At 37.7% G+C, this 23,579-nt stretch carries 20 protein-coding genes; 16 read left to right on the forward strand and 4 right to left on the reverse strand.

Annotated features, from left to right (window positions below; translation table 11 throughout):
• Both V7137_RS10420 and V7137_RS10425 read left to right on the forward strand, forming a co-directional pair.
• On the forward strand, positions 1 to 1,477 hold a 1,477-nt coding region (locus V7137_RS10420), incomplete at its 5' end, for an Ig-like domain-containing protein (RefSeq protein ID WP_335698022.1).
• Positions 1,478 to 1,736: 259 nt separating this feature from the next.
• Positions 1,737 to 2,249: a DoxX family protein gene (locus V7137_RS10425; protein ID WP_335698023.1), complete on the forward strand. Its 513-nt coding sequence runs from the start codon at positions 1,737 to 1,739 to the stop codon at positions 2,247 to 2,249.
• A gap of 182 nt (positions 2,250 to 2,431) precedes the next feature.
• Here the strand turns inward: V7137_RS10425 and V7137_RS10430 are convergent, their stop codons facing one another.
• Entirely contained in the window at positions 2,432 to 3,160 is a 729-nt protein-coding gene (locus V7137_RS10430) for a GntR family transcriptional regulator (RefSeq protein WP_335698024.1), read from the reverse strand.
• 191 nt (positions 3,161 to 3,351) lie between these two features.
• Between V7137_RS10430 and V7137_RS10435 the strand changes: the two genes are divergently transcribed.
• The 7 genes from V7137_RS10435 (at position 3,352) to V7137_RS10465 (ending at position 10,355) form a co-directional block, all read left to right on the forward strand.
• On the forward strand, positions 3,352 to 3,660 hold the full coding sequence (locus tag V7137_RS10435) for a PTS sugar transporter subunit IIB (RefSeq protein ID WP_335698025.1): 309 nt from the start codon (positions 3,352 to 3,354) through the stop codon (positions 3,658 to 3,660).
• A gap of 5 nt (positions 3,661 to 3,665) precedes the next feature.
• Positions 3,666 to 5,036 (forward strand): PTS sugar transporter subunit IIC, encoded by a 1,371-nt coding sequence (locus tag V7137_RS10440; protein ID WP_335698026.1) that lies wholly within the window; start codon positions 3,666 to 3,668, stop codon positions 5,034 to 5,036.
• A 61-nt stretch (positions 5,037 to 5,097) separates the two neighbouring features.
• Positions 5,098 to 6,426 (forward strand): 6-phospho-beta-glucosidase, encoded by a 1,329-nt coding sequence (locus V7137_RS10445; protein ID WP_335698027.1) that lies wholly within the window; start codon positions 5,098 to 5,100, stop codon positions 6,424 to 6,426.
• Between the two features lie 141 nt (positions 6,427 to 6,567).
• Positions 6,568 to 6,876, forward strand: a complete 309-nt coding sequence (locus tag V7137_RS10450) for a PTS lactose/cellobiose transporter subunit IIA (protein ID WP_335698028.1) — start codon at positions 6,568 to 6,570, stop codon at positions 6,874 to 6,876.
• Between the two features lie 94 nt (positions 6,877 to 6,970).
• Entirely contained in the window at positions 6,971 to 7,675 is a 705-nt protein-coding gene (gene chbG, locus V7137_RS10455; protein ID WP_335698029.1) for a chitin disaccharide deacetylase, read from the forward strand.
• Positions 7,676 to 7,858: 183 nt separating this feature from the next.
• Positions 7,859 to 9,220: an FAD-binding oxidoreductase gene (locus V7137_RS10460; RefSeq protein ID WP_335698030.1), complete on the forward strand. Its 1,362-nt coding sequence runs from the start codon at positions 7,859 to 7,861 to the stop codon at positions 9,218 to 9,220.
• A gap of 175 nt (positions 9,221 to 9,395) precedes the next feature.
• Positions 9,396 to 10,355 carry an aldolase catalytic domain-containing protein gene (locus tag V7137_RS10465; RefSeq protein WP_335698031.1) on the forward strand — a complete coding sequence of 320 codons (960 nt, stop codon included), beginning with the start codon at positions 9,396 to 9,398 and terminating at the stop codon, positions 10,353 to 10,355.
• Positions 10,356 to 10,575: 220 nt separating this feature from the next.
• On the opposite strand, the gene V7137_RS10470 is transcribed toward V7137_RS10465, so the two are convergent.
• From V7137_RS10470 to V7137_RS10480, 3 genes are all read right to left on the reverse strand, one after another.
• Positions 10,576 to 11,490, reverse strand: a complete 915-nt coding sequence (locus V7137_RS10470) for a pseudouridine-5'-phosphate glycosidase (protein WP_335698032.1) — start codon at positions 11,488 to 11,490, stop codon at positions 10,576 to 10,578.
• Positions 11,487 to 12,596 carry a carbohydrate kinase gene (locus V7137_RS10475; protein WP_335698033.1) on the reverse strand — a complete coding sequence of 370 codons (1,110 nt, stop codon included), beginning with the start codon at positions 12,594 to 12,596 and terminating at the stop codon, positions 11,487 to 11,489. Before V7137_RS10475 ends, V7137_RS10470 begins: the two co-directional genes overlap by 4 nt.
• Before the next feature lie 167 nt (positions 12,597 to 12,763).
• Complete coding sequence (locus V7137_RS10480) at positions 12,764 to 13,825, reverse strand: BMP family lipoprotein (RefSeq protein ID WP_335698034.1); 1,062 nt, start codon at positions 13,823 to 13,825, stop codon at positions 12,764 to 12,766.
• 292 nt (positions 13,826 to 14,117) lie between these two features.
• Between V7137_RS10480 and V7137_RS10485 the strand changes: the two genes are divergently transcribed.
• The 7 genes from V7137_RS10485 (at position 14,118) to V7137_RS10515 (ending at position 23,475) form a co-directional block, all read left to right on the forward strand.
• Positions 14,118 to 15,662 carry a sensor histidine kinase gene (locus V7137_RS10485; protein WP_335698035.1) on the forward strand — a complete coding sequence of 515 codons (1,545 nt, stop codon included), beginning with the start codon at positions 14,118 to 14,120 and terminating at the stop codon, positions 15,660 to 15,662.
• Positions 15,655 to 16,338 (forward strand): response regulator, encoded by a 684-nt coding sequence (locus V7137_RS10490; protein ID WP_335698036.1) that lies wholly within the window; start codon positions 15,655 to 15,657, stop codon positions 16,336 to 16,338. The genes V7137_RS10485 and V7137_RS10490 overlap by 8 nt, the downstream gene beginning before the upstream one ends.
• Positions 16,339 to 16,522: 184 nt before the next feature.
• Positions 16,523 to 17,824: a CitMHS family transporter gene (locus V7137_RS10495; protein ID WP_420490113.1), complete on the forward strand. Its 1,302-nt coding sequence runs from the start codon at positions 16,523 to 16,525 to the stop codon at positions 17,822 to 17,824.
• Between the two features lie 99 nt (positions 17,825 to 17,923).
• Positions 17,924 to 18,847 (forward strand): AEC family transporter, encoded by a 924-nt coding sequence (locus V7137_RS10500; RefSeq protein ID WP_335698038.1) that lies wholly within the window; start codon positions 17,924 to 17,926, stop codon positions 18,845 to 18,847.
• Between the two features lie 145 nt (positions 18,848 to 18,992).
• A complete protein-coding gene (locus V7137_RS10505; RefSeq protein ID WP_335698039.1) occupies positions 18,993 to 21,374 on the forward strand; it encodes a polyprenyl synthetase family protein in 2,382 nt (793 codons plus the stop codon).
• Between the two features lie 202 nt (positions 21,375 to 21,576).
• Entirely contained in the window at positions 21,577 to 22,368 is a 792-nt protein-coding gene (locus tag V7137_RS10510) for a hypothetical protein (RefSeq protein WP_335698040.1), read from the forward strand.
• A gap of 315 nt (positions 22,369 to 22,683) precedes the next feature.
• Positions 22,684 to 23,475: a rhamnogalacturonan acetylesterase gene (locus V7137_RS10515; RefSeq protein ID WP_420490114.1), complete on the forward strand. Its 792-nt coding sequence runs from the start codon at positions 22,684 to 22,686 to the stop codon at positions 23,473 to 23,475.
• Positions 23,476 to 23,579 lie beyond the last annotated feature (104 nt).

Here is a 23,579-nt window from a genome sequence, read left to right on the forward strand (position 1 = left end):
GGTAAAAGCGGTAGCCGCACAAGAAAGTGATTGGAGACAGTTTACTGCGGGTGGGCAGCCGTTTATTTCAGATGATAACGGAATTGGGATCATGCAAATTACTAATCAATCAAACCCTGATATTCAGGAAAAATTGAAAAATGATATTTATTATAATATCCAAACTGGTGTTGAAATTCTTAGTGGTATGTATCAACGCTCGGACCTTCCAAAAATAAAAGAGATAGGATCAGAGGTTATTGAAAATTGGTACTTCCCTGTATTGGCTTATAACGGAACTAAGCCTGTAAACAGTCCTCTTGTTCAATCAGATGGGTTGAAAAATACGAAAGCATATCAGGAAAAAGTCTTTGCCAGGATTCAACAAGACAGTTTCTTAGGTGATACTAAATTGGGGCAATTCCCTTTTACTACAGGTGACTTTTACTATGATCCCAACAGCAGCAATAATATTGTATTTAAGAAATTAGAATATACAATTACGAACCAGATGCACACTTCTATGCATCTTTATCATAAGGGAGACAAGGTATCTGTAACGTTTGAGGGTGTAACGCTGAGGGCACAACCTAGTAGTACCTCTTCTAGTAAAAAAAAATTAGCCAAAGCTACACCTCTTATCGTTGATGGAGATTTTAAATATGACCAATCTGTCAGCAGTTTAAATAAATTTGTATGGGTTCCAGTCAAAACTTCTGATCAAAAATTAACAGGTTATATTTCTTCTGCTTATATTAGTAAAAAGTTGGATGCTCCAATAGTCAGCATTGTTGATGATAATGATCGATCTCTTTCTGGTAAAACTGCTAGCAATGTCAGGATCCAAATAATGAATGGAACAAAGCTGATTGGCAGCACAGTTTCGGATTCAAACGGGAACTTCAAGGCAGTTATTCCCATGCAAAAAGCTGGGACACAACTGACTGTAGCCTATAAAGATAAGTTGAATGCGTTAAGTCCATCAGCAAGAATGGTAGTAATAGATAAAACGGCTCCCAATTTGCCAACTGTAAACAATGTTTCTAACAAGGCAGGGACTTTGACAGGGAAAACGGAAGCTTATGCTACTGTGACTGTGGTAATAGCAGGTAAAAAATATAGCGGAAAAGCTGATAAATATGGAAATTACAAAGTCACCATACCGGTACAAAATGCAGGGGCTAAATTATCAGTGACAGCAAAAGACAGCAAAGGAAATGTTAGTAAGGCTAGGATTATATCTGTTATAAAAGTGGCGCCAAACCAGCCAACAGTAAATAAGGTCCGATACACTTCTACAACTGTAACAGGAAAAACGGAGAAAAAGGCAACGGTAACAGTAAAAATCGGTACCAAAAAATACACAGCAAAAGCAAATGCTTCTGGGAATTATAAAGTAAAAATACCGAAGCAGAAGGCAGGAAAAAAATTATATGTGTATGCAAAAGATTCCAAAGGTAGAGTAAGTGCAACAAGGACGGTAACTGTGTCAAAATGAATCAATTAATAAGTTGAAAGCCAATCCATTTTGGGTTGGCTTTTTTATGCAATCATTAAAATTAGATTAAACATCAATAATAACTGCTTTTAAAATAAAAATTATTCCTTCCCACTTAATTAAATAAGGAAATAGGGATATTGGTCTATCTTATCTAATAAACTTAGTACTTTTCACTTGTTGACTAAAACATTGGTTTAAACGATAATGATAATCGTTATCAATGATAACAATTATCAATTATTTAGGGGAGGCTATTATGTTTATTCAATTTTTAAAGGAAAACCGTTATGTATCAATGCTGCTTACTTTACTTCGGTTCTATCTTGGTTGGCAGTGGTTAACTGCTGGTTGGGGAAAAATCTCTAGTGGAAAATTTGATGCAAGTGGCTTTATGTATGGAGCAGTAAAAAATATGTCTGGTGAACATCCTGCTGTTCAACCTTGGTGGGGGAATTTTCTAAAAGAGGTAGCATTGCCATATGTCGATTTTTTTAATGTAATAGTTCCTTGGGGGGAATTTCTAGTAGGTCTCGGATTAATTTTGGGTATTTTTACATCATTTTCTATACTAATGGGACTTACTATGAACTTTGCATATATGTTCTCTGGAACAACCAGTACAAATCCTCTAATGGTTTTACTAGGAATGTTTATATTAGTTGCTGGAATAAATGCTGGAAAAATTGGATTGGATCGCTGGACCATACCGTTTTTAAGAAGATTATTATTTAAAAAAACAGAGAAAGAACAATTTCCCCAAAGTGCTTAAAGTTTTTTGAAATATGTATTCCTTTGCTAATCTATTAAAAAATACATAAAATAACCTCGCAGAAATAAAAACAGGGAAGCCGATTTATTAGCTTCTCTTTCTTTTTTATATTAGTGATTATATTCGATAAAGAGCCAGAAAACCTGGCTCCTTTCTCGGTTTCAGAGTCGATTGCACAGCCTTTAGTAATTTCTTTCAATGACGAAATGGGCCAAATCGCCACGATAGATGGTTTTTGAATATTCAATGGTCGATCCATCAAGAAGGTAGGCAAAGGTATCAAGCGCAAAGCAAGGGTCACCAACACTGATATGTAGTTTTTCAGCTGCCTCTTGGTCGGCAATAAACAATTCAAGAGTTTCAATTGTCTTGTTTACCTTTATACCAAATTGGGTTTCCAATAGTTTATATAATGAATTTTCACATCCATGTTTATCTATAGCCGGGGTTTTATACCAGGGTAAATAGGCTGTTTCAAACTGGATTGGTTCTTCATTTACATAACGTATCCGCTCTAACGTATTAACTGGTTCTCCTTCTTGAATCTTTAATTTCTCACTAAGATACTCATCGGCAGGAATAACTTCTAATTGTAATACTTTGATTGATGGTTTCTTTCCCTGCATGGAAATTTGACTGGAAAAGTGGTCAACTGTCGTGGTTAAGATTTGTTTTACTTTTTTTGCGGAAACAAAGGTTCCACTTCCCCGTTTGCGATAGACATAACCTTCCATTGTTAGTTGTTGTAAGGCAGTTCGTACGGTTGTCCTGCTTACTCCATATTTCTCACAAAATTCTGCCTCAGTTGGCAGCTGTGAGTCCGGTTTATATTCTCCTTCGTTAATCAATTGAATGATTGCATCCTTTACTTTGAGGTGCAGAGCACTTCCGTCTTTCGGTTCTTCTAACATAATGGTTTCCCCCTTGATACTTATAGATTACCAAAAAAAGGTTACAAATGCACATAATAAATACAATTTTATAATTTGTAATAACAAATTATAAAATTAGTAACAAATAAATAAAATTTGTATTGTAAATTGTCTGAATTGTATTTACAATAGGATTAGAGAATGTAATCGCTTTCTTAAGGGGGATATAAATGAAGATTTTATTATGCTGTTCCGCAGGTATGTCTACAAGTCTATTGGTTTCCAAAATGGAGGTAAGTGCAAAATCTCAGGGGATTAGTTGTGAAATTTGGGCAGTTGGTTCTACTGAAATAAATGACCAGATTAACAAGGCAGACGTACTGCTCCTTGGTCCACAAGTTCGCTATATGCTGCCTCAGCTTAAAAAGGCAGGAGAAAAGCAGGGTATTCCGGTAGATGCTATTAACCCACAGCATTATGGTCTTTGCAATGGAGAAGAGGTTTTGAAACAGGCAATGAATCTAATTAAAGGGGTGTAGGTCACATGATGAATTTTATTGATAAATTTATTATGCCTTTCGCGAATAAGCTTGGTAACAATAGGCATCTTCTTGCCATCCGTGACGCTTTGGTGGGAATGATCGCGATTACCATGATTGGTTCGTTAGCAGTACTATTAAACAACCTAGGAAAAGTACCTGGTATTGGTAAATATTATGAAAAATTTATGATATCTCTTTTCGGTGAAACGTGGACAACATTGGGGGGAGATATTTGGTGGGGCACCCTTGCCTTCATGACCATATTTGCGGTTTTTGGGATTGCAAATAAATTGGCAAAGTCTTACGGGGACGATGGATTCGAAGCGATGCTTGTAGCAGGTGCGTCCTTCTTTGTTCTGATTCCTCAAGTTGCCAACGTATCCATTACTCCAGAGGGTGGAGAGGCCGTTACCGGTGGAGCGTGGGGATTCATTGGCTGGAATTATTTTAATGCCACAGCCCTTTTCACTGGTATTATTGTTGCGATTGTCACGACTGAACTCTTTGTTCGTTTAGCTAAAATCAAGTTTTTAGTCATTAAATTGCCTGATGGAGTTCCGCCAGCGGTATCTCGTTCATTTGCAAAGCTTCTTCCAGGAATGGCAACCATTTTTACCATCGGATTGTTTGGGCTTATTTTACGCAAATTTATTAGTGATGGCGCTTATTTAAACGATTGGATCAATAAAGTACTCGTTTCACCGCTTACGGGTGCAGTAGATTCAATGCTGTTTGCTATTTTAATCGTATTCTTGGTGCACGGATTTTGGATTCTCGGTCTTCATGGTCCAAACATACTTGGAGGAATTACAACTCCTTTAATGACCAAACTGGGACAAGAAAATGTAAATATGTATGCACAAGGTGTACAGGATTTAGGAAAATACCACATTTTATCTGGATCTTTCTTAGATGCATTTGTGTATCTTGGGGGTTCGGGTGCTACTTTAGGGTTATTGATAGCGATGTTTATCTCCGGTCGCAGGCGTAATAAGCAATTAATTGCGTTAGGTACTCCTCCAGGGATATTTCAAATCAATGAACCTATTCTTTTCGGATTGCCAATTGTTTTGAATCCCATCTGGTTCATTCCGTTTATACTAGGACCAATCATCATGACCATAGTAGCCTATACATCTATTAGTTTAGGTTTGGTTCATCCAGTTGTTGCTGATATCCCATGGGTGACACCTGCGATTGTAGGAGGTTTACTAGCAACAGGCGGGCATGTATCAGGTGCTCTTTTAGCATTAGTGAATTTAATCATTTCGGTCGCTCTTTATCTGCCTTTTGTTATCGCTCAGGGACGAATTGAGGCAAGAAGGGAAAAAGGTGAAACATCATCCCAACGCACTGATACCTTAAACATGTAATTAAGGTAGGTATTGGAGGTATACAACCAATAAATAATCGAACATCCAGAGGTGTAAAAAAATGAAAGAAGGTTTAAAAATCGTAACGATAGGAGGGGGATCGAGCTATACCCCCGAACTTATTGAGGGATTTATTAAATATTATAACGAACTGCCAGTCCGTGAATTATGGTTGGTCGACGTTGAAGAAGGCAAGGAAAAGCTTGAAGTTGTCGGTAATCTTGCAAAAAGAATGGTGGAAAAGGCAGGAGTTCCGATTAAAATCCATTTGACATTAGACCGAAAAGAAGCGTTAAAGTCTGCGGATTTCGTTACCACTCAATTTCGTGTTGGTTTGCTTGAAGCGCGAATGAAGGATGAGAGTATTCCGTTGAAGCACGGTGTACTGGGTCAGGAAACAAATGGACCTGGAGGTTTATTTAAAGCACTTAGAACTATTCCGGTAATCCTTGATATTTGCCGGGAAATGGAAGAGGTCTGCCCGAATGCCTGGCTTATAAACTTTACAAATCCTGCTGGGATGGTCACAGAGGCTGTCCTTCGTTACAGTAATATTGATAGAGTGGTAGGATTGTGTAATGTGCCAATTGGAATGGAAATGGGCGTTGCAAAACTATTAGAAGTAGACCCTGACAGAGTAAGAATTGATTTTGCAGGATTAAATCACATGGTGTACGGATTAAATGTTTTTGTCGATGGTGTATCCGTTAAAGATCAAGTGATTTCCTTCATTAATGATCCAAAGAAAAGCATTACAATGCAAAACATTCATGCCATGGGTTGGGAGCCAGAGTTTTTGAAGGCGTTAGATGTTTTCCCGTGCCCGTATCATAATTACTATTATAAATCTGGAGATATGCTTGAAAAAGAATTGAAAAATTATCAAGAAGGCGGGACACGTGCCGAGGTCGTTAAAAAGCTAGAAGAAGAGCTGTTTGAGTTATATAGAGACCCTCATTTAGCCATTAAGCCGCCTCAATTAGAAAAGAGAGGCGGCGCCTATTATAGTGATGCTGCAGTAAGACTCATCCATTCAATGTATACTGACAAATGTGACATCCAGGCAGTTAACACCATAAATAAGGGAGCAATCTCAAGTATCCCATTTGATTCCGCTGTAGAAATCAGCTGTATCATTACAAAGGATGGGCCGAAACCTATTGCAGTTGGCGATCTGCCAATTCAAGTTCGTGGACTTGTTCAACAAGTGAAATCTTTTGAAAGGGTAGCGATTGAAGCGGCAATCAGTGGGGATTATGCGACAGCGTTACTGGCCATGACAATAAATCCTTTTGTCCCAAGCGATCGCGTCGCAAAAGTCATATTAGACGAAATGCTCGATGCCCATAAAGAATATTTACCACAGTTCATTAATCATAGGCTGGGTTAAAGATCATGTTGATTTTGTAACCAAGTTGATTGGACGCGGATACAGCGAGACTCCTGCGGGAGTATGGGACAGGGGAGCCTGGAGCGGAAATCAACTGGCAACTTTAATACTGGCTAATTTTCAGTAGGTGAGGGAAACAGAATGGAAAATTTAGAACATGTAATCTTTCAAATTATTCTCCATGGCGGCAACGGCCGCAGTGCTGCCATGGAAGCACTGCTTGCCGCAAGGCAAGGCGACTTTGAAGGAGCAAGAGAAAAATTAAAGGAAGCAGATTACGCATTAAATGAGGCTCACCATATTCAGACTTCTCTCATTCAAAGGGAGATAAGGGGAGAAAAAACGGAGGTCTCTTTACTTATGATTCACGCACAAGATCATTTAATGAATGCGATGACAGTGAAGGATTTGGCTGCAGAAATGGTTGAACTATACTATAGAATAAATTGATTTGATAAGAGAAAGTAATATTATTTTCCAGAAAGCGATATAAATATCTTGTCTCTTTAGGTACACGCCAAAAAATTAGCAAGGTGATTAAATTATGATTAAATTAATCGTTAATGCGGACGACTTTGGGTTTAGCCATGGCGTAAACCATGGTATCATCGACAGTTATTTGTATGGAATTGTAAATTCAACCACGATGATGATGACCATGGCTGGGACCGAACATGCCATTCAATTAGCAAAAGAATATCCAAAATTGCGGGTTGGAATACATCTCGTCCTAACATGTGGGAGACCATTAGAAGACAATGTACCATCATTGGTTGATGATACTGGCCATTTTAAATCCTTGTCTACTTTTAACCCAAAAGTTATTTCATTAGAAGAACTGGAAAGGGAGTGGACAGCTCAGATCGACCGATTTATCCGAGCAGGACTTAAACCAACTCATCTTGATAGCCATCACCATGTTCATACATTGAAAGAATTAAATCCAGTTATTAAGAGTTTATCATCGAAATTCAAACTGCCGGTAAGGAAGAATGGATTTGATTCCATTGTTGGTGTGGACTCTTTCTCTGAAGTATCATTGTTCGATTTCTATGGTGAAGGTGTTAAACCAGATTATTTTACAAAGTTGAAGGAACGTATTAAAGATGGCATGACTGTTGAAGTGATGTGTCACCCAGCATACCTAGATAATAACCTTTTACACGGGTCATCTTATGCTTTTCAGAGATTAACAGAGTTAGAAATTCTGACATCAGTTCAATTACCTAAAACCATGATCTTAATTTAAACTGTTTAAAGAGCAAAAGTGGAGTAGTCTCAGTAATAACCTCTTGGTCACCTAATATGATTAGGTGACTTTATTACGTTTTTAAAGATCAGGAGTTGGCAGGAAATTGCGAATTGTTTGTAAAAGTAGAGTAAAAGAGTAATAATGATTAATAATTACTGATGAAGAGAGGATGTAAAACTTTTGGAATGGATAAAAGCTTTAAGAAACCTTCTGCCTATTGAACAAATAAGTGATAATCCAACCATTTTAGAACATCACAGCAAAGATGAATCTTATCATCAACCTGTGAATCCAGATATTGTTGTTTTTCCAAAAAGTAAGCTGGAGATTTCAGAAATTATGAAAATAGCTTACAAGTATCAAATACCCGTTGTCCCTTTTGGGGCTGGTTCCAGCCTTGAAGGCCACCCTATCCCTGTTTCAGGCGGGATCTCGATGGATTTTCAGTTGATGAATCACATCATTGAAGTAAGGCAAAATGACCTTCTCGTAAAGGTACAACCGGGTGTAACTCGAAAACAATTGAATAAAGCACTCAAAAAGTATGGCCTTTTCTTTCCTGTTGATCCCGGTGCAGACGCGACGATTGGCGGTATGACTAGTACGAATGCCTCGGGGACAACCACTGTAAAATATGGTGCAATGAAAGATGTCGTAAGAGGTCTTGAGGTAGTTTTAGCGAATGGAGAAATTGCAAACATCGGTGGGTTAGCAGCTAAATCTTCGTCTGGATATAATTTAACTCCATTATTTGTTGGCTCAGAAGGAACATTAGGCGTTTTTACAGAAATCACTTTAAAAGTTTTCGGAATTCCTGAAGCAACACTTGCATGTAGAGCAGTATTCCCTTCTGTCGATCATGCCATTAAAGCGGCAAATGCAATGGTCGGCTCAGGCATCCCAATTGCCCGTGTTGAACTAGTCGATGACCGTTCTATGAAACAAGTTAATATACATAACGAAACCGTATATCCTGAGCAGCCCACTTTATTTATGGAGTTCCATGGAAATGAAGAAGGTATAAAAGCAGATGTTGCATTCGCCCAGGAATTAGCGGAGTTAGAAGGTTGTACTCAGTTTAAATTTGAAACAGACTCTCTGAAAAAAGCGCAATTGTGGGAGGCACGTCATACCCTGGCATATGCATTTAAACACGGTTATCCTGAAAAGAAAAATATGAGTACTGACGTTTGTGTGCCATTATCCAAGTTGCCAGATGCGATTTCTCATGCAAGTTCCTTACTTGAAAGGTATGGATTGGTTGGAGGAATCGTAGGGCATGTTGGGGATGGAAACTTTCATGCGTTAATTATGATTAATCCGAATGACCCAGTTGAGTCAGATAAGGCACATACCGTGAATCAAAAAATTGTAGAATATGCGATTGAATGTGGCGGTACAGCTACAGGTGAACATGGAATTGGACTAGGGAAGATAGATTATTTATATAAAGAACATTCCAGTTCAATTCATCTGATGAAAATGATAAAAGACCAGTTTGATCCACTTGGAATATTAAATCCAGGAAAAATGTTTAAATAATGGAAAGGTCCGAGCGTGCTTTCTATTTTTCTTCGAGTTTATCAATCTTCGGAAAATAGGTTGACACCTTCGGACAAACCATGATATAAACACAATAAGAAATTTTAGTGCTTAAAAGCGTAAAAGTATGAAATAATAATTATAAAAGCGGAATTAAACAGGGGGAAATACGATCATGGAACAAAGTAGCAAAATTATTGACTGTACTATTCGTGATGGAGGATTAGTAAACAATTGGGATTTCAGTGTTAAATTTGTTCAAGACTTGTATAATGGCCTTAGTGAAGCGGGTGTTGAATACATGGAGATTGGCTACAAAAATTCTCCTAAGCTTCTTAAAGCGACTGAGCCCAATCCATGGAGATTTCTTGACGATAACTTCCTAAAAGAAATTATCCCTGTGAAAAAGTTCACCAAGCTATCGGCTTTAGTAGATATTGGGCGGGTAGACCCCAATGATATCTTACCTCGTGAACAAAGTGTTTTAGATATGATTCGAGTGGCTTGTTATATCCGTGAAGTTGATAAAGGATTAGAACTTGTCCAAATGTTCCATGATTTGGGTTATGAAACTTCCCTAAACATTATGGCATTATCGAGTGTACCTGAACAACAGCTCATTAAAGCGTTTGAATTGGTGAAGGAAAGTCCTGTAGATGTGGTCTATATCGTTGACTCCTTTGGCAGCTTAGATCCTGTGGATATAGAGCATCAAGTGAAAAAATTCAAAGAAATGATTCCTAACAAACAGCTTGGGATCCATACGCATAACAATATGCAATTAGCATTCGCCAATACATTAACGGCGTTGCGTAATGGAGTTTCATTTCTTGATTCGTCTGTTTATGGCATGGGTCGTGCTGCTGGTAATTGTAACACTGAGCTTCTCGTTAGCTATATCCAAAAACCAAGCTATGAGCTTCAGCCAGTCCTTCGTGTGATTGAAGAACATATGCTGGAAATGCGTGAAAAGTGGGAGTGGGGCTACATCATTCCTTATATGATTTCAGGTGTCCTTAATGAACATCCACGTGTTGCCATGGCTTACCGGGACAGTACGGACCGTGATAAATTCGTCGATTTTTATGACAAAGTAACTTCACCTGAAAGTACACTAGCACCTGCTACAAAATAAATTAGAATGCTCAAAGTACCTCTATTCTTGAGGTACTTTTTGTCAATCCTAAATCGATTATATAAACAGTTTACCCCAACAAAAGTGGTGACAAATGCCGGGGATTTACTGATTTTCAATAGTATGCAGCCTCATGGATATAAAAAAGCTTGTAGACTTGTCAAGAACCTTGATTTTGTCTACAAGCTAAAGCATCTGCCTAAAAAATTTTTTTAAATTCTTATTTCATTGCATTAAAACTTACAGCAAGTTTTGCTCCAACTACTGCATTGTTTTTAACTAGAGCAATGTTTGCTTCAAGGCTTTTGCCTCCTGTTAGTTCTTTCACCTTACCTAGTAAGAATGGGGTTACTTCTTTACCGGAAATGTGTCGTTCTTGTGCTTCATTTAATGCCGATTCAATTACGTTATTAATGGTTTTCTCATCCATGGCAAATTCTTTAGGAATTGGGTTGGCAATAACTGCTCCACCTTTAAGGTGTAAATCCCATTTAACTTTTAAAGTTGAGGCGATTGTATCTACATCGTCTGCACGGAAGTTTACTGAGAATTCACTATTACGGGTATAGAAGGCAGGGAGTACGTCGGTTTGATAGCCAATAACCGGTACACCTTTTGTTTCAAGATATTCCATCGTTAACCCTAAATCCAAAATTGATTTGGCACCTGCACAAATGACTGCCACGTTTGTTTGTCCTAGTTCTTCTAGGTCTGCTGAGATATCCATGGTAGTTTCGGCTCCACGGTGAGCACCGCCAATACCCCCAGTAACGAAGATATTAATTCCTGCTGCTTCTGCGCAAATCATTGTTGCCGCTACTGTTGTTGCCCCTAGTTTTTTTGTAGCGATTAAATAAGCTAAATCACGTCTTGATGCTTTTGCTACATCTGTACTTTTTCCGAACATTTCTAACTCTTCATCGGATAAACCGATTTTAATTTTTCCATCTACAATGGCAATTGTTGCCGGAACGGCTCCATTATCTCGGATAATTTGTTCCACTTCACGAGCGGTTTTCACATTTTGTGGATAAGGCATACCATGGGAGATAATCGTAGACTCTAAGGCAACGATTGGTTTTCCTTGTTCTTTTGCGGCGCGCACTTCTTCAGATAAAGTAATATATTGTTTCATGATAATTCCTCCATGTCTTTTTGTAGTTGTGCTGCTGATAAATCCTGCCGTACTGTATAGGGTGATTGCAGTGTTTTAGCCGCATTAATACTTCCAGCTTTGGCAATTTCGATTAAAGTTTTACCCTCTAACCAGGAGTAGATAACAGCAGAGGAAAAAGCATCTCCTGCCCCGGTAACATCTACAATTTCATTAATTTCAATAGAAGGAACATGAAATATTCCCTCTTCTTTATTGCCAATCATTGAGCCTTCTTTTCCATTCGTGATGACTACATTGGATATTCCTAATGAAAGCCATTTTTCTAAAGCGTTCTTCCAATCTTCTTCATTTTTAATTTTCATGTTAAAGTAAGTTTCCGTTTCATCACGGTTCGTAATTAGCCATGTCACACCATCTAAGTCATCTGGTAATCGATTCATCTTTGGTGATGAAACTGGTATTAAGACGATAGGTAAGCCATGGTTTTTTGCAAAATGACATAAGAATTGTATGGTCTCTTTCGGACAGTTTAAATCGACCATAATACATTTGGACCTGCTTAGTAATCCATCATTTTTAAGCATTAAGTCAGGTGAGATCGCCTCATATACTTCCATATCGGCTAATGCAATAATTAATTCTCCAGTAGAGTCTAAAACAGCCGTGTAGGAGCCTGTTGATTTTTCAGGGAATGAGGTCACGTTTTCTAAGTTCATATAAAGAGATGATGATTCTTCGATAAATGACCAGTCCATATCATTGCCACATGTCGATATAAGTGCTACTTCCAGCCCAAGCCTTCCTATGTTTTCAGCGATATTTCGTGCCACCCCGCCCGCATTCTGAGTGGAGTATATCGGATTAGAGGTACCTAATTGAGCCATATCTTTGATGTGAAGTTTACGATCAATATTTGCTCCGCCAATACAAATAACCTGTTGTGATTCATTTAAAATATAGGCTCTGCCTAAAATAGTTCCTTTTCTAATTAGACCAGAAATAATATTTGCAATGGAGGGCCGAGATAATCCTAATACAGCCGCAAGCTCCTGTTGAGAAATATAAGGGTTCTTTCGTATTAAATCGAAGATCACTTGTTCTTTCTCTGTCAATTTTTCAGGCATAAACCCACCTCTCAAACTAATGTTTAAAATATAAACTTATGTTTAAATTGTACATCTAAGTTTTTTAAATGTCAAACTATTAAAAAAGGTAAGCGTCATCACACTGATTTTCTCCATAAAAAAACCCGCATAGAATAAAATCTATACAGGTTTTTTAACTTTTTTTATTATTTTGCACTAAATGTTTTTAATTCATCACGTGTTTCAGGAACTTTTACTGCACCTGTTTTAATCTTTTCAGCCCATTCTTTGACTGCTGCTTCAATATCAGCTTTGTTTGCAGCTTTCGCATTGATAGGTGCTAAGCCAACACCATCTTCAGTTAAACCATATAATGCAACTTTGCCGCCAGGGAAATTTCCATCTTTTGTCTTTGTTGCAAGGTCTTTAACAGCTATATCAACGCGTTTTAATGCTGATGTGAGAACAACATCCGGGCCCATATCTGCTTGGTCACGGTCTACACCAATTGCCCAAATTTCTTTGCCAGGGTTTTTTGCCTTACGGTCAGTGGCTTCTTTGAATAGACCGACACCAGTAGCACCAGCTGAGTGGAAGATTACGTCCGCTCCTGAAGAATACATTTTAGAAGCGATTGCTTGACCAAGCTCGGCCTTGTCAAACGCACCTGCATATTGAACGTCAACTTTTACTTCTGGTTTAGCAGCTTTAACACCGGCTAAGAAACCAGATTCGAAACGTTCGACAACAGGAATTTCCATACCGCCAATAAATCCAATGTGATTAGATTTTGTTGTTTTGGCAGCTGCGATTCCTGCAAGGAATCCTGCTTCTTGCTCTTTAAATAGAATGCTTGCAACGTTTGGCAGCTTTACTTCAGCATCAACAATCGCAAATTTAGAATCTTTTTGTTGCTTTGCAATTTCCTCAACAGCGGCTGGCATTAAGAAACCGATAGCGTATACTAAGTCAAACCCTTGACGAACGAGAGTATTTAAGTTTGTTGTGTAATCGGCATCCGATTTGGATTGAAGGTAATCATAACCGCCTTTACCTTTTTTTAAGTCATTTTCTTTACCAAAATTTTGGAGTCCTTCCCAAGAAGATTGGTTAAATGATTTGTCGTCAACACCGCCGATGTCTGTAACCATAGCTACAGAGAAGGCATTTTCTTTGCCTTTGTTATCATTACTTTTTCCACATGCACCTAATAAAGTACCTGCAGCAAGGACTAGTGATAGTGCAATGCCAATTTTATGTTTTTTCAAGATATCTTCCTCCTAATATCATTCTTTGATGTAGCAGTAATTTTTCGACAAACATTTGTTTATCTAATAAACTAATGTTTGTAATTATACTTTTAATTGAATGTTAGGTCAACTCCTAAAATAGTTTCTTTTTTTCAAATTGTTATACTTCTAAAAAAGAAATCTTTATCATTTAGGATATAATGGATTTTGAATCAATTCATGCAAATCAACGAAGGAGGTATATTGCCTGAAAACAATAAAAGTATCACTACAGATAAAAATATTTGGGCTGGTTCTATTACTGGGATTATTGTTAATCCTACTCCTTACATTATTTTTCGGATATAGGGAAAGTCAACAAATTGAGGAAAACCGGGGCAGGATGGCGCTTGAAATCTCGAAAACGGTATCATACATTCCAACCATAATTGCTGCTTTTCAAACAAGTGATCCACCCAAAACGATACAGCCTATAGCAGAGAAAATTCGCAAAGAAACAGGTGCTGAGTTTGTTGTCATCGGAAACAAAGATGGTACTAGATATTCTCACCCTTTAAAATCGATGATTGGAAAGAAAATGACTGGTGGGGATAATGAAAGGGCGATTAAAAAAGGGGAATATTATGTATCTAAAGCCAAAGGTTCACTCGGGCCATCTATAAGAGGTAAATCTCCTATTTTAAACAAAAAGGGTGATGTGATTGGAATCGTTTCTGTAGGATTTTTGCTTGAAGATGTCCATCAGCAAATAATGAACAATGTCACCAAGGTACTTCTTGTTTCACTTTTCGCGTTTTTGATTTCCCTTTTCGGAAGTATCCTGCTGGGACGGAATATCCGCAAAGATACAATGGGACTAGAACCGTTTGAAATTGCAGCACTTTATAAAGAAAAAAATGCTGTGCTTCATGGAGTGAAAGAGGGGATCTTAGCCATAGATAAAGACGGCTACATCACCATGATGAATCAGCCGGCCAAAAGACTATTACATATTAATGGATCAGTCCGCCATTTAAAGGTAGATGGGCTATTTCCTTCTGACTATTTATATGAAGTATTAAAATCGGGAAATCCACAAGTTGATAAAGAAATGGTCTGGAAAGATAAAACCGTTATCGTCAATTGTACTCCACTTTTTCAAGAGTCAGCGATAAGTGGAGTGGTTGCTTCTTTTCGTGATAAAACTGAAATCGAGCAAATGTTAAACACCCTATCAGAAGTAAATAGATATTCGGAAGATCTCCGTGCGCAAACACATGAATACACCAATAAATTATATGTGTTATTGGGTCTGCTTCAGCTCGGAGAAAATGAGCAGGCAATCGATATGATCCAATCTGAAACACAGGTCTTACAATTTCAAAATTCTATTGTTTTTAACCATATTGAAGACACGAAAGTCCAAGCTATCCTTTTAGGGAAATTGGGAAAAGCTTCTGAAAAGAAAATAAAGTTTGAGATAGTATCTGATAGTTATTTAAAGGAATTGCCATCCCATTTTAAGATATCCAACCTAATTGTGATTCTTGGAAACTTAATCGACAATGCCTTTGAAGCTGTCTCAGGTATAGATTCTCCTAATGTAAAATTTTTCGCTACTGATATTGGTAGTGATATCATTTTTGAGATTGCAGATAATGGAAAGGGCATAACTGCCAAAGAAGTTCCACTTCTATTTGAAAGAGGTTTTACATCTAAAAATGGGGATGAGCCGAGGGGGTTTGGCTTATCAAATGCTGAAGATGCTGTGATAGAAATGAATGGTATGATTGAGGTGCAGAGTACCCCCGAAAGTGGAACTGTCTTTACCGTGTACCTTCCTAAGGAAAACGAGAGGAGCAAAAAACTTGAGTAAGATAAAAGTTGCCATTGCAGAAGATGATTTCCGAGTTGCCGATATACATGAAAAATTTTTAAAAAGATTTAAGGAAATCGAAGTTATTGGAAAATCATTAACCGGTGATCAGACGCTTCAAATTTTGACTGAGAAAACGCCAGATCTATTAATTCTAGATGTGTATATGCCTGATATGCTTGGTTCTGATTTGCTTCCAATCATCCGAGAGCGTTTCCCAAAGGTGGGTATTATTATGATAACAGCTGCAACTGATAAAGCATTCATTGAAAAAGCATTAGGTTATGGAGTTGAGCATTATTTAATCAAACCTGTAAATAAGGATAGATTTGACGAAGTTATTTTAGAATATATAAAAAAGCACTCCCTCATAACTTCCAGTCAAGATATAGATCAGAATTATGTTGACCTCCTTTTTGGCAATAAAAAGATTGAAAAGGTAGGAAAGGGCACAGGATTGCCTAAGGGAATTGATGAAATTACTCTAGGAAAGGTGAAAAGCGCTCTACAGATGAAAAATCAAGGCCTTTCTGCTGAAGAAGTTGGGAAGGAAATTGGAGCTTCCCGGATTACAGCACGCCGATATTTGGAATATCTATCTTCCATTAAGGAAGCAAAAGCGGAAGTGGTATATGGAATTGTTGGGAGACCGGAAAGAAAATATTATCCTGTTTAGTGAGGATGCCAAAAGGCATCCTTTCTTTTATGAGTAATTTACCACGTAGTATTTTACGTTGTTAGATATAAACACACCATGAACAAAATGAACAAAATATATAATAATGTACGATAATAACTTTATTTTGGAAACGTTTTCACCCTTGAATATTTAGATTATTATTAATTTACTAACAAAAGGGGTGAAGATGATGCTTGCGACTTTAGGATTTTTAATGATAATTATTTTTATGGTATTAATTATGACAAAACGCTTATCTGCAATGATTGCTTTAATGGTCGTGCCGATTGTATTTGCATTAATAGGTGGATTCGGAAAAGAAATGGGGCCTATGGCGCTTGAAGGTATAAAAAGCGTGGCACCAACAGGAATCATGATCCTTTTTGCGATTCTCTTCTTCGGCATCATGATAGATGCAGGAGTGTTTGATCCTATCATTTCGACAATCTTAAAATTAGTAAAAGGGGATCCTGTTAAAATAGCTATAGGAACAGCTGTCCTTGCGTTAATAATCTCCCTTGATGGTGATGGAACCACTACATATATGATAACCATTTCAGCGATGCTTCCTTTGTATAAACGAATTGGCATGAAACCTTTGGTTCTAGCTGGAATTGCTGTATCTTCTTCGGGTGTTATGAACCTTCTTCCATGGGGAGGACCTACTGCTAGAGCAATGACGGCATTACATCTTGAGATGGGGGATATTTTTACTCCCGTAATCCCTAGTATGGTAGGCGGAGTGTTGTTTGTATTGTTCATGGCTTACTGCCTTGGAAGAAAAGAGCGTAAACGGATAGGAGTAATGGAAATTGATTATAGTACGATGGCTATGATGGCAGCTACATCAGAGGATGCCTACCTTAAACGTCCAAAGTTAATTCTAGTAAACTATCTGTTAACAATTCTACTTTTAGTTGCATTAATCCAAGAATTGCTGCCTACTACCGTATTATTTATGATTGGATTTGCGATTGCAATTACAATCAATTATCCAAATCTAAGCGAACAAAAAGAACGGATTATGCACTACGCTGATAATGCACTATCAGTTGTTTCAATGGTTTTTGCTGCAGGAATTTTTACGGGTATTCTTTCAGGGACGAAAATGGTCGATGCCATGGCACATACAATGATTACTCATATTCCAGATGGTCTAGGCTCCCATTTTGCTCTTATTACAGCAATCATTAGTGCTCCATTTACATTTTTCATGTCTAACGATGCATTTTACTACGGTGTTCTACCTTTGCTTGCTAAAGCCGCTAGTGGGTATGGAATTGATCCCGCTATGATTGGAAGAGCATCACTAATGGGATTACCAGTCCACCTATTAAGCCCTTTAGTACCATCCACGTATTTATTAGTCGGCATGGTTGGAGAAGATTTCGGAGATCTACAGCGCTCTTTTCTAAAATGGGCATGCGGCTCAACAGCGGTGATGATTTTAGTTGCGCTTATTTTATCTATTATTCCTATCTAACTATTAAAATGTTATCATTCCTGACATGGTCCAGAAACTCTTAATGAAGAGTTTTTGGACTTTATTTTTTGTAAAAGGGGTTAAAAGGAGGAGATTTTTATGGATGTATTCTTTCTTATCTTATTAAATGTCATTTTACCAGTATTTACTTTAATAGGCGCTGGTGTATTTCTACATCGGAAATTTAAGTTTGATATGAACACTTTATCAAAGCTAAATACATATTTTCTTATGCCCTGTGTCAGTTTTGTAAATATTTATCAAAATAATGTTGGTGGTAAAACACTGTTGCATATTCTTGGCTTCTTAGTGATACAATGTTCATGCTTAATGATAATAAGTGCTTTAATATCTAAAGCAGCAAAATTTGATAGCGGTCTTTCTTCAACTTTTAAGAATAGCGTGGTCTTAAATAACTCAGGAAATTTTGGATTGCCCGTAAGTCAACTTGTTTTTCAACATAACCCATTGGGTGCATCCATACAAATTGTGGTGATGATTTTTCAGAATTTGCTTACCTATACGTATGGTTTACTTAATTCTGTTTCCGTTGATCAACGTGGATTTACAGCAATGAAGGAGTTTCTAAAAAACCCTGTCATTTATGCTTTTATATTAGGATTGTTTCTCCACACATTGCATATTAAACTCCCAACATTTTTATGGACTCCGATTAATAATACTTCCAATGCTTTTTTGGCAGTGGCGCTTGTTACACTTGGTGCACAAAGTGCATATTTAAAAATAACTCGTTTCACTTTACCACTGTTTCTAAGTTTATTTGGTCGTTTAATCCTATCTCCAGCAATAGCATTCATCATTATTTTATCATTGAAGTTGGATGGCACGACAGCACAGGCGTTGTTTATTGCAAGCTCCTTCCCAACATCAAGGAACAGTGCTCTTTTCGCTTTAGAATATGGAAATCATCCAGAATATGCAGCACAAGTTGTTTTGTTGTCTACTTTGCTTAGTATGATTACTGTAACCACTGTTGTTTTTTTATCAACCATTTTATTTTAATTCTGTGAAGACCGTTTATTAACTTAAACGGTCTCGTTGTTTACACTATATTGTTAAACCATGCATCTTTAAATATAATGGGAATAGTTTGATAGTTAAAAAGAATAAAATAATAAAACAAAAAGACAACCTTAAGAAGAAGGTAATGAATTGTATGAATGAGGAGTTAATAAAAAACGCGAATGTAAGCTATCAGCTGGCTGAGCAGAAGGCTGCTCATTATTTTAAATCACTTTCTAAACAGGTTATCGAAAAGACCTATGTCCAAACCATAACAAAAGATATTCAAACGTGGAAACAAAACCATATTCATCATTATTCGATATTATCCTTCTTTTCACGTACAAAAGGAAAACCTGATACTCGAGTGTATCACAATTATATCCAATGGCTCGATTACACAGGTAAACTAGATAATTATCTAGATCGAAGCATTTCCTATATTTTTATGCGCGATCTTGGCAAAGCCCTTGACTCACCTGAGACACAGGCGAGGGTCCAGCGTGTCGTTGACAATTTGAAAATTCAGCTGACTCAGTCTACTGCTGAAAATCGAATGGTCAACACGGAGCCATTTAGTATGGCTGTGTTGTACCGGTGGGCTCAAAAGGAAGGCATCGAATCCACGATGATCTGGGTGTTAAATAAACTAAAGACCGTATCCGATAATATTCCTAAGGGGATGGATGCTGAAAATGCTCAGCGGAAGCTCATTAAAATTATTGCTGGAGTCATCATGCATGAGGTGGAAGAGATGGGTGATCAGATTTCGCCCGAGGAACGGTCAAAGAAACTTGATGCTGCCATTAGACTAGGCTATTCCTATGGTATAACCTACCCATTTATTGACGATCTTCTTGATGCTGGAATCTTAACATCTGAAGAGGAAAAACAATATTCCAATTTGATTCGTACTACCCTTATCACGGGGACGGTTCCGGTATTAGGTAGCTGGCCTGAGAAAAACGTGAACCTGATCCGATATATTCATTCAGAACTCCGCACAGCCTTTGAGTATATTAAGTCTCATCTGCGACCAGAAACTCGGACGAAATTTTTTGAGCAGGCTTATGTGTTTTTTCATTCTCAAGAAGTGGACCGTGTAAAGAGTCTATCCAATGCAAATTACACGAATGAAGAGCTCTACATCCCGGTGATTTTAAAATCCTCTTCCTCACGATTAATTGCCCGCTCCGTCATTAGTGCTCGGGAGGATGAAGGTTTTGACATGCGAACATTTTTTTATGGAATATACAATCAGCTGGCCGATGATTTTGCCGATATGTTTGATGACTTGAAAGAAGGCAGGGTAACACCGTATACCTACTATATGACCTATCATGAGAAGAGAACGGACCTCATAAACCCTTTTGAATTATATTGGACGGTCATCTCTAATTTGATCCATAATGTGTATCATTCAGATCGTAAGTCCTGTGAAGTGATTCTCGACCGTGCAATCAATGGATTGAAGCGATTTAAAGAGCGTATGGGACCAGAAAATTACCACTATGTTATGAAATTATTTTCTTCTGGCCATCCAAAATTTAATCGGGTTATTCAAACGATGGTACGTAAAGCGGATGATGTTGATTTTTTTGATAAACTACTGCGCGACCATATGATTACCACCCTGAAAGAGGAACGGAAGGAGCAGGTAGATTTTTTAGAAACGATTAAAACAGTTCGAAATCAGATTAATAACATTTTACCTATACCTAAAAAAGGGAAGATGGACCCGATTATTGCCGCTGCAAATTATAGTCTCGAAGGTGACGGCAAGCGATTGAGACCAATCATGACTTGGGTAATGGGGGTTAACGAATATGGATTAGAAAAGTCTGCTATTGTTCCACTCCTGAAATCATTGGAATATATGCATACGGCATCCTTAATCTTCGATGATCTTCCATCCCAGGATAATGCCTCGATCCGAAGAGGGCGTCCAACTCTCCATCAGGTATATAATGTTTCCATAGCCGAACTAACTGGTCTCTTTTTAACCCAGAAGGCCATTGAGGAACAAACAGCTCTGGACCAATTTGATCCAAAAACAGTCCTTAACTTAATCCAATATTCAGCTCAAATGACAGCGGTAATGTGTAAGGGACAGGCGATGGATTTGGATTCTAAAGGGAAGCAACTGACTCTGGAACAACTGAATAAAATGTGCTTTTATAAAACCGGAATAGCCTTCGAGGCTTCATTGATCATGCCTGCCATTCTTGCCCGGGCAAAAGAGTCTGAAATGGAGGGTTTGAAAAAATTCGCCCATCATGCCGGCATTGCTTTTCAAATTAAGGATGACCTTCTAGATGTCGAGGGAGATAGTATAGTACTAGGAAAACCCATTGGTAAAGATGCTGAAAATAATAATTCAACTTTTGTATCCATCTTAGGTTCTGATGGTGCTAGAAAACAAATGTGGGACCATTACTGCCTTGCAATGGAAGCATTGCAAGAAGTGCCAAGGAATATCTCCTTTTTGAAGCATTTATTAAACTATATCGTTCATCGTGACCATTAATAAATTTTTGAGAAGACCGTTTAAATATTTAAACGGTCTAATTGTTTTGTATTTCAATATATTTAAATCTATTTGTTTTCTACTAGTAAATTGGAACTGACAGGCTCCTTATGAGACTCATATGTTAGTCTAATTTATCCATTCACATTCTAAATTCACTCATATAAAATTATTATAAAAAAAGAGGGACTGAAGGATCATTTTGAACACAGATCAAGCTTTTGACTTGTTAAGGGAAGCAGGAGTCACAGAAGATACTAGTATTCAAACGGTTAGGCGTTGGTTTCGTGAAAGAAAAATTCACTTTAAGGGTGCGGGACAACAGGATACAGGATACATACTTGACAATACCGATCAAGCGTTTTATTTGTTAAAGGATGCAGGTATAGTCGATAGTACAGCTGTTCAAATCGTTCGGCGTTTATTGCGTGAAGGCAAGATTGAAAGCGTGGGTACAGGCAACCAGAAAACTCAGTCAAATGAAACAACTTCAAACCGGGTTGTCAATCGTCCTTCCCATCAGGATAAAATCGTTCAACAATTAAAAGTAAGAATAAAGGCACAAGATGAGCATATAAAAGGAATTGAGCATCTTCATCAGACCTCAATTGCTACTTTAATTCAACAAATAGACATGTTAAAAAAAGAGATTGTTAATCATGAAAAAGAGAATAGTGAGTTACAAAGGGAAACTAAAAAACTACTTAAAGAGAATATTGATTTGACGAATGAATTGTTGGAATTAAAGGGAGAACTATTCAAAGGAAACAAAGGCGATTCAGATAAAACGGAAGACATTCCTCTTGCTACTCCTTTGACGAATGATTATCGCCAGAAATTAGGGCTTTCCAAAAGGGCGAGTGATAAAGAAGTCATAACAAGGTATAAAAAATTATTAAAAATCACACATCCCGACCACGGCGGTAATGCAGCTTTGTTTCATTTTATTAAAACGGATTATGATCAATTTAGAAATAGTATCAATCTGAAATAGATTCTTAGGATAGGGAAGGTCTATACTCTTAAAAGCCAATGGTGAACTTCTACTGATGACCGTTCGCGATCATTTTTGAGTGTTAGGGTCATCAATAAGCCCTATTGGTGACAGTCCACCATCTTTTATTGAGCTAGGGTCGACAATAAAATCTATATTATGGATTGCGCACAGGTTTAGGTCGCCAATCGTCTTTATCCTCCCAGGTGTAGGCAGTTTCCCTCTCTCGAACGAATAACAGTCACCAAAGATGCATAAACAGCAAGTCATCACCGCCATAATAAGCTATGGCTGTTTAAGATACAGGAGGAGAGTATGCGGAATAAGGGTAAAGGGAAAATAGTATTGGCAACCTTGTTTTTATTAGTGTGCTTATGGATTTCTAGAAACAACTTTGTAAAAATGACGAATGCCGAGAACACCCACATAGACCAGATAACGGTTTATCTGGCTGGAGATTCAACTGTGTCAAATTATTCAAGTAAGGCAGCACCTCGAGCAGGTTGGGGTCAGGTTTTTCCACGGTTTTTTGATAAAAAAGTTGTAGTCAAAAATGAGGCCAAATCTGGAAGGAGTTCGAAAAGTTTTATTGATGAGGGGAGACTTGAATCAATCCTAAAACAGATTGAAAAGGGTGATTACTTGTTTATTCAATTTGGCCATAATGATAAAATTGAGGATCGACGGTATACAGAGCCGTATTCAACTTATAAAAGCTATTTAAAACAATATATTGACGGTGCCCGCGCCAAACAGGCCATTCCGGTTCTGGTAACCCCTGTTGAACGACGCCATTTTACGACAGGAGGATTAGAGCTTGATTCCCACGGAGCATATCCAACTGCCATGAAGGAGCTTGGGTTGGAAGAACATGTACCTGTTATTGACCTTACTGCCAAAAGCAAGGTATTGTTCCAGAAACTCGGTCCAGAAAGGACTAAGGATATTTTCCTCTGGCTAGAAACTGGAGCGAACAAAAATTATCCGAAAGGCATTCAGGATAACACCCATTTTCAGGAGAATGGAGCTAAGGAGATTGCCCGCCTTGTGCTTGATAGCATCAAGGAATTGAAGCTAACACCGCTTCAAAACCACATTTTAAAGTGAATGTAACTTTATATTAGAAACATAAGGAAATGGCAGCTGCAAGCAACTGCCATTTTTCTATGTCCTTTTTATCAATAGGTTATGTTAAAGCTTATTGTTGATTT

Origin of the sequence: Neobacillus drentensis, assembly GCF_036962765.1 — a bacterium.
Lineage (GTDB): Bacteria > Bacillota > Bacilli > Bacillales > Cytobacillaceae > Neobacillus > Neobacillus drentensis_C.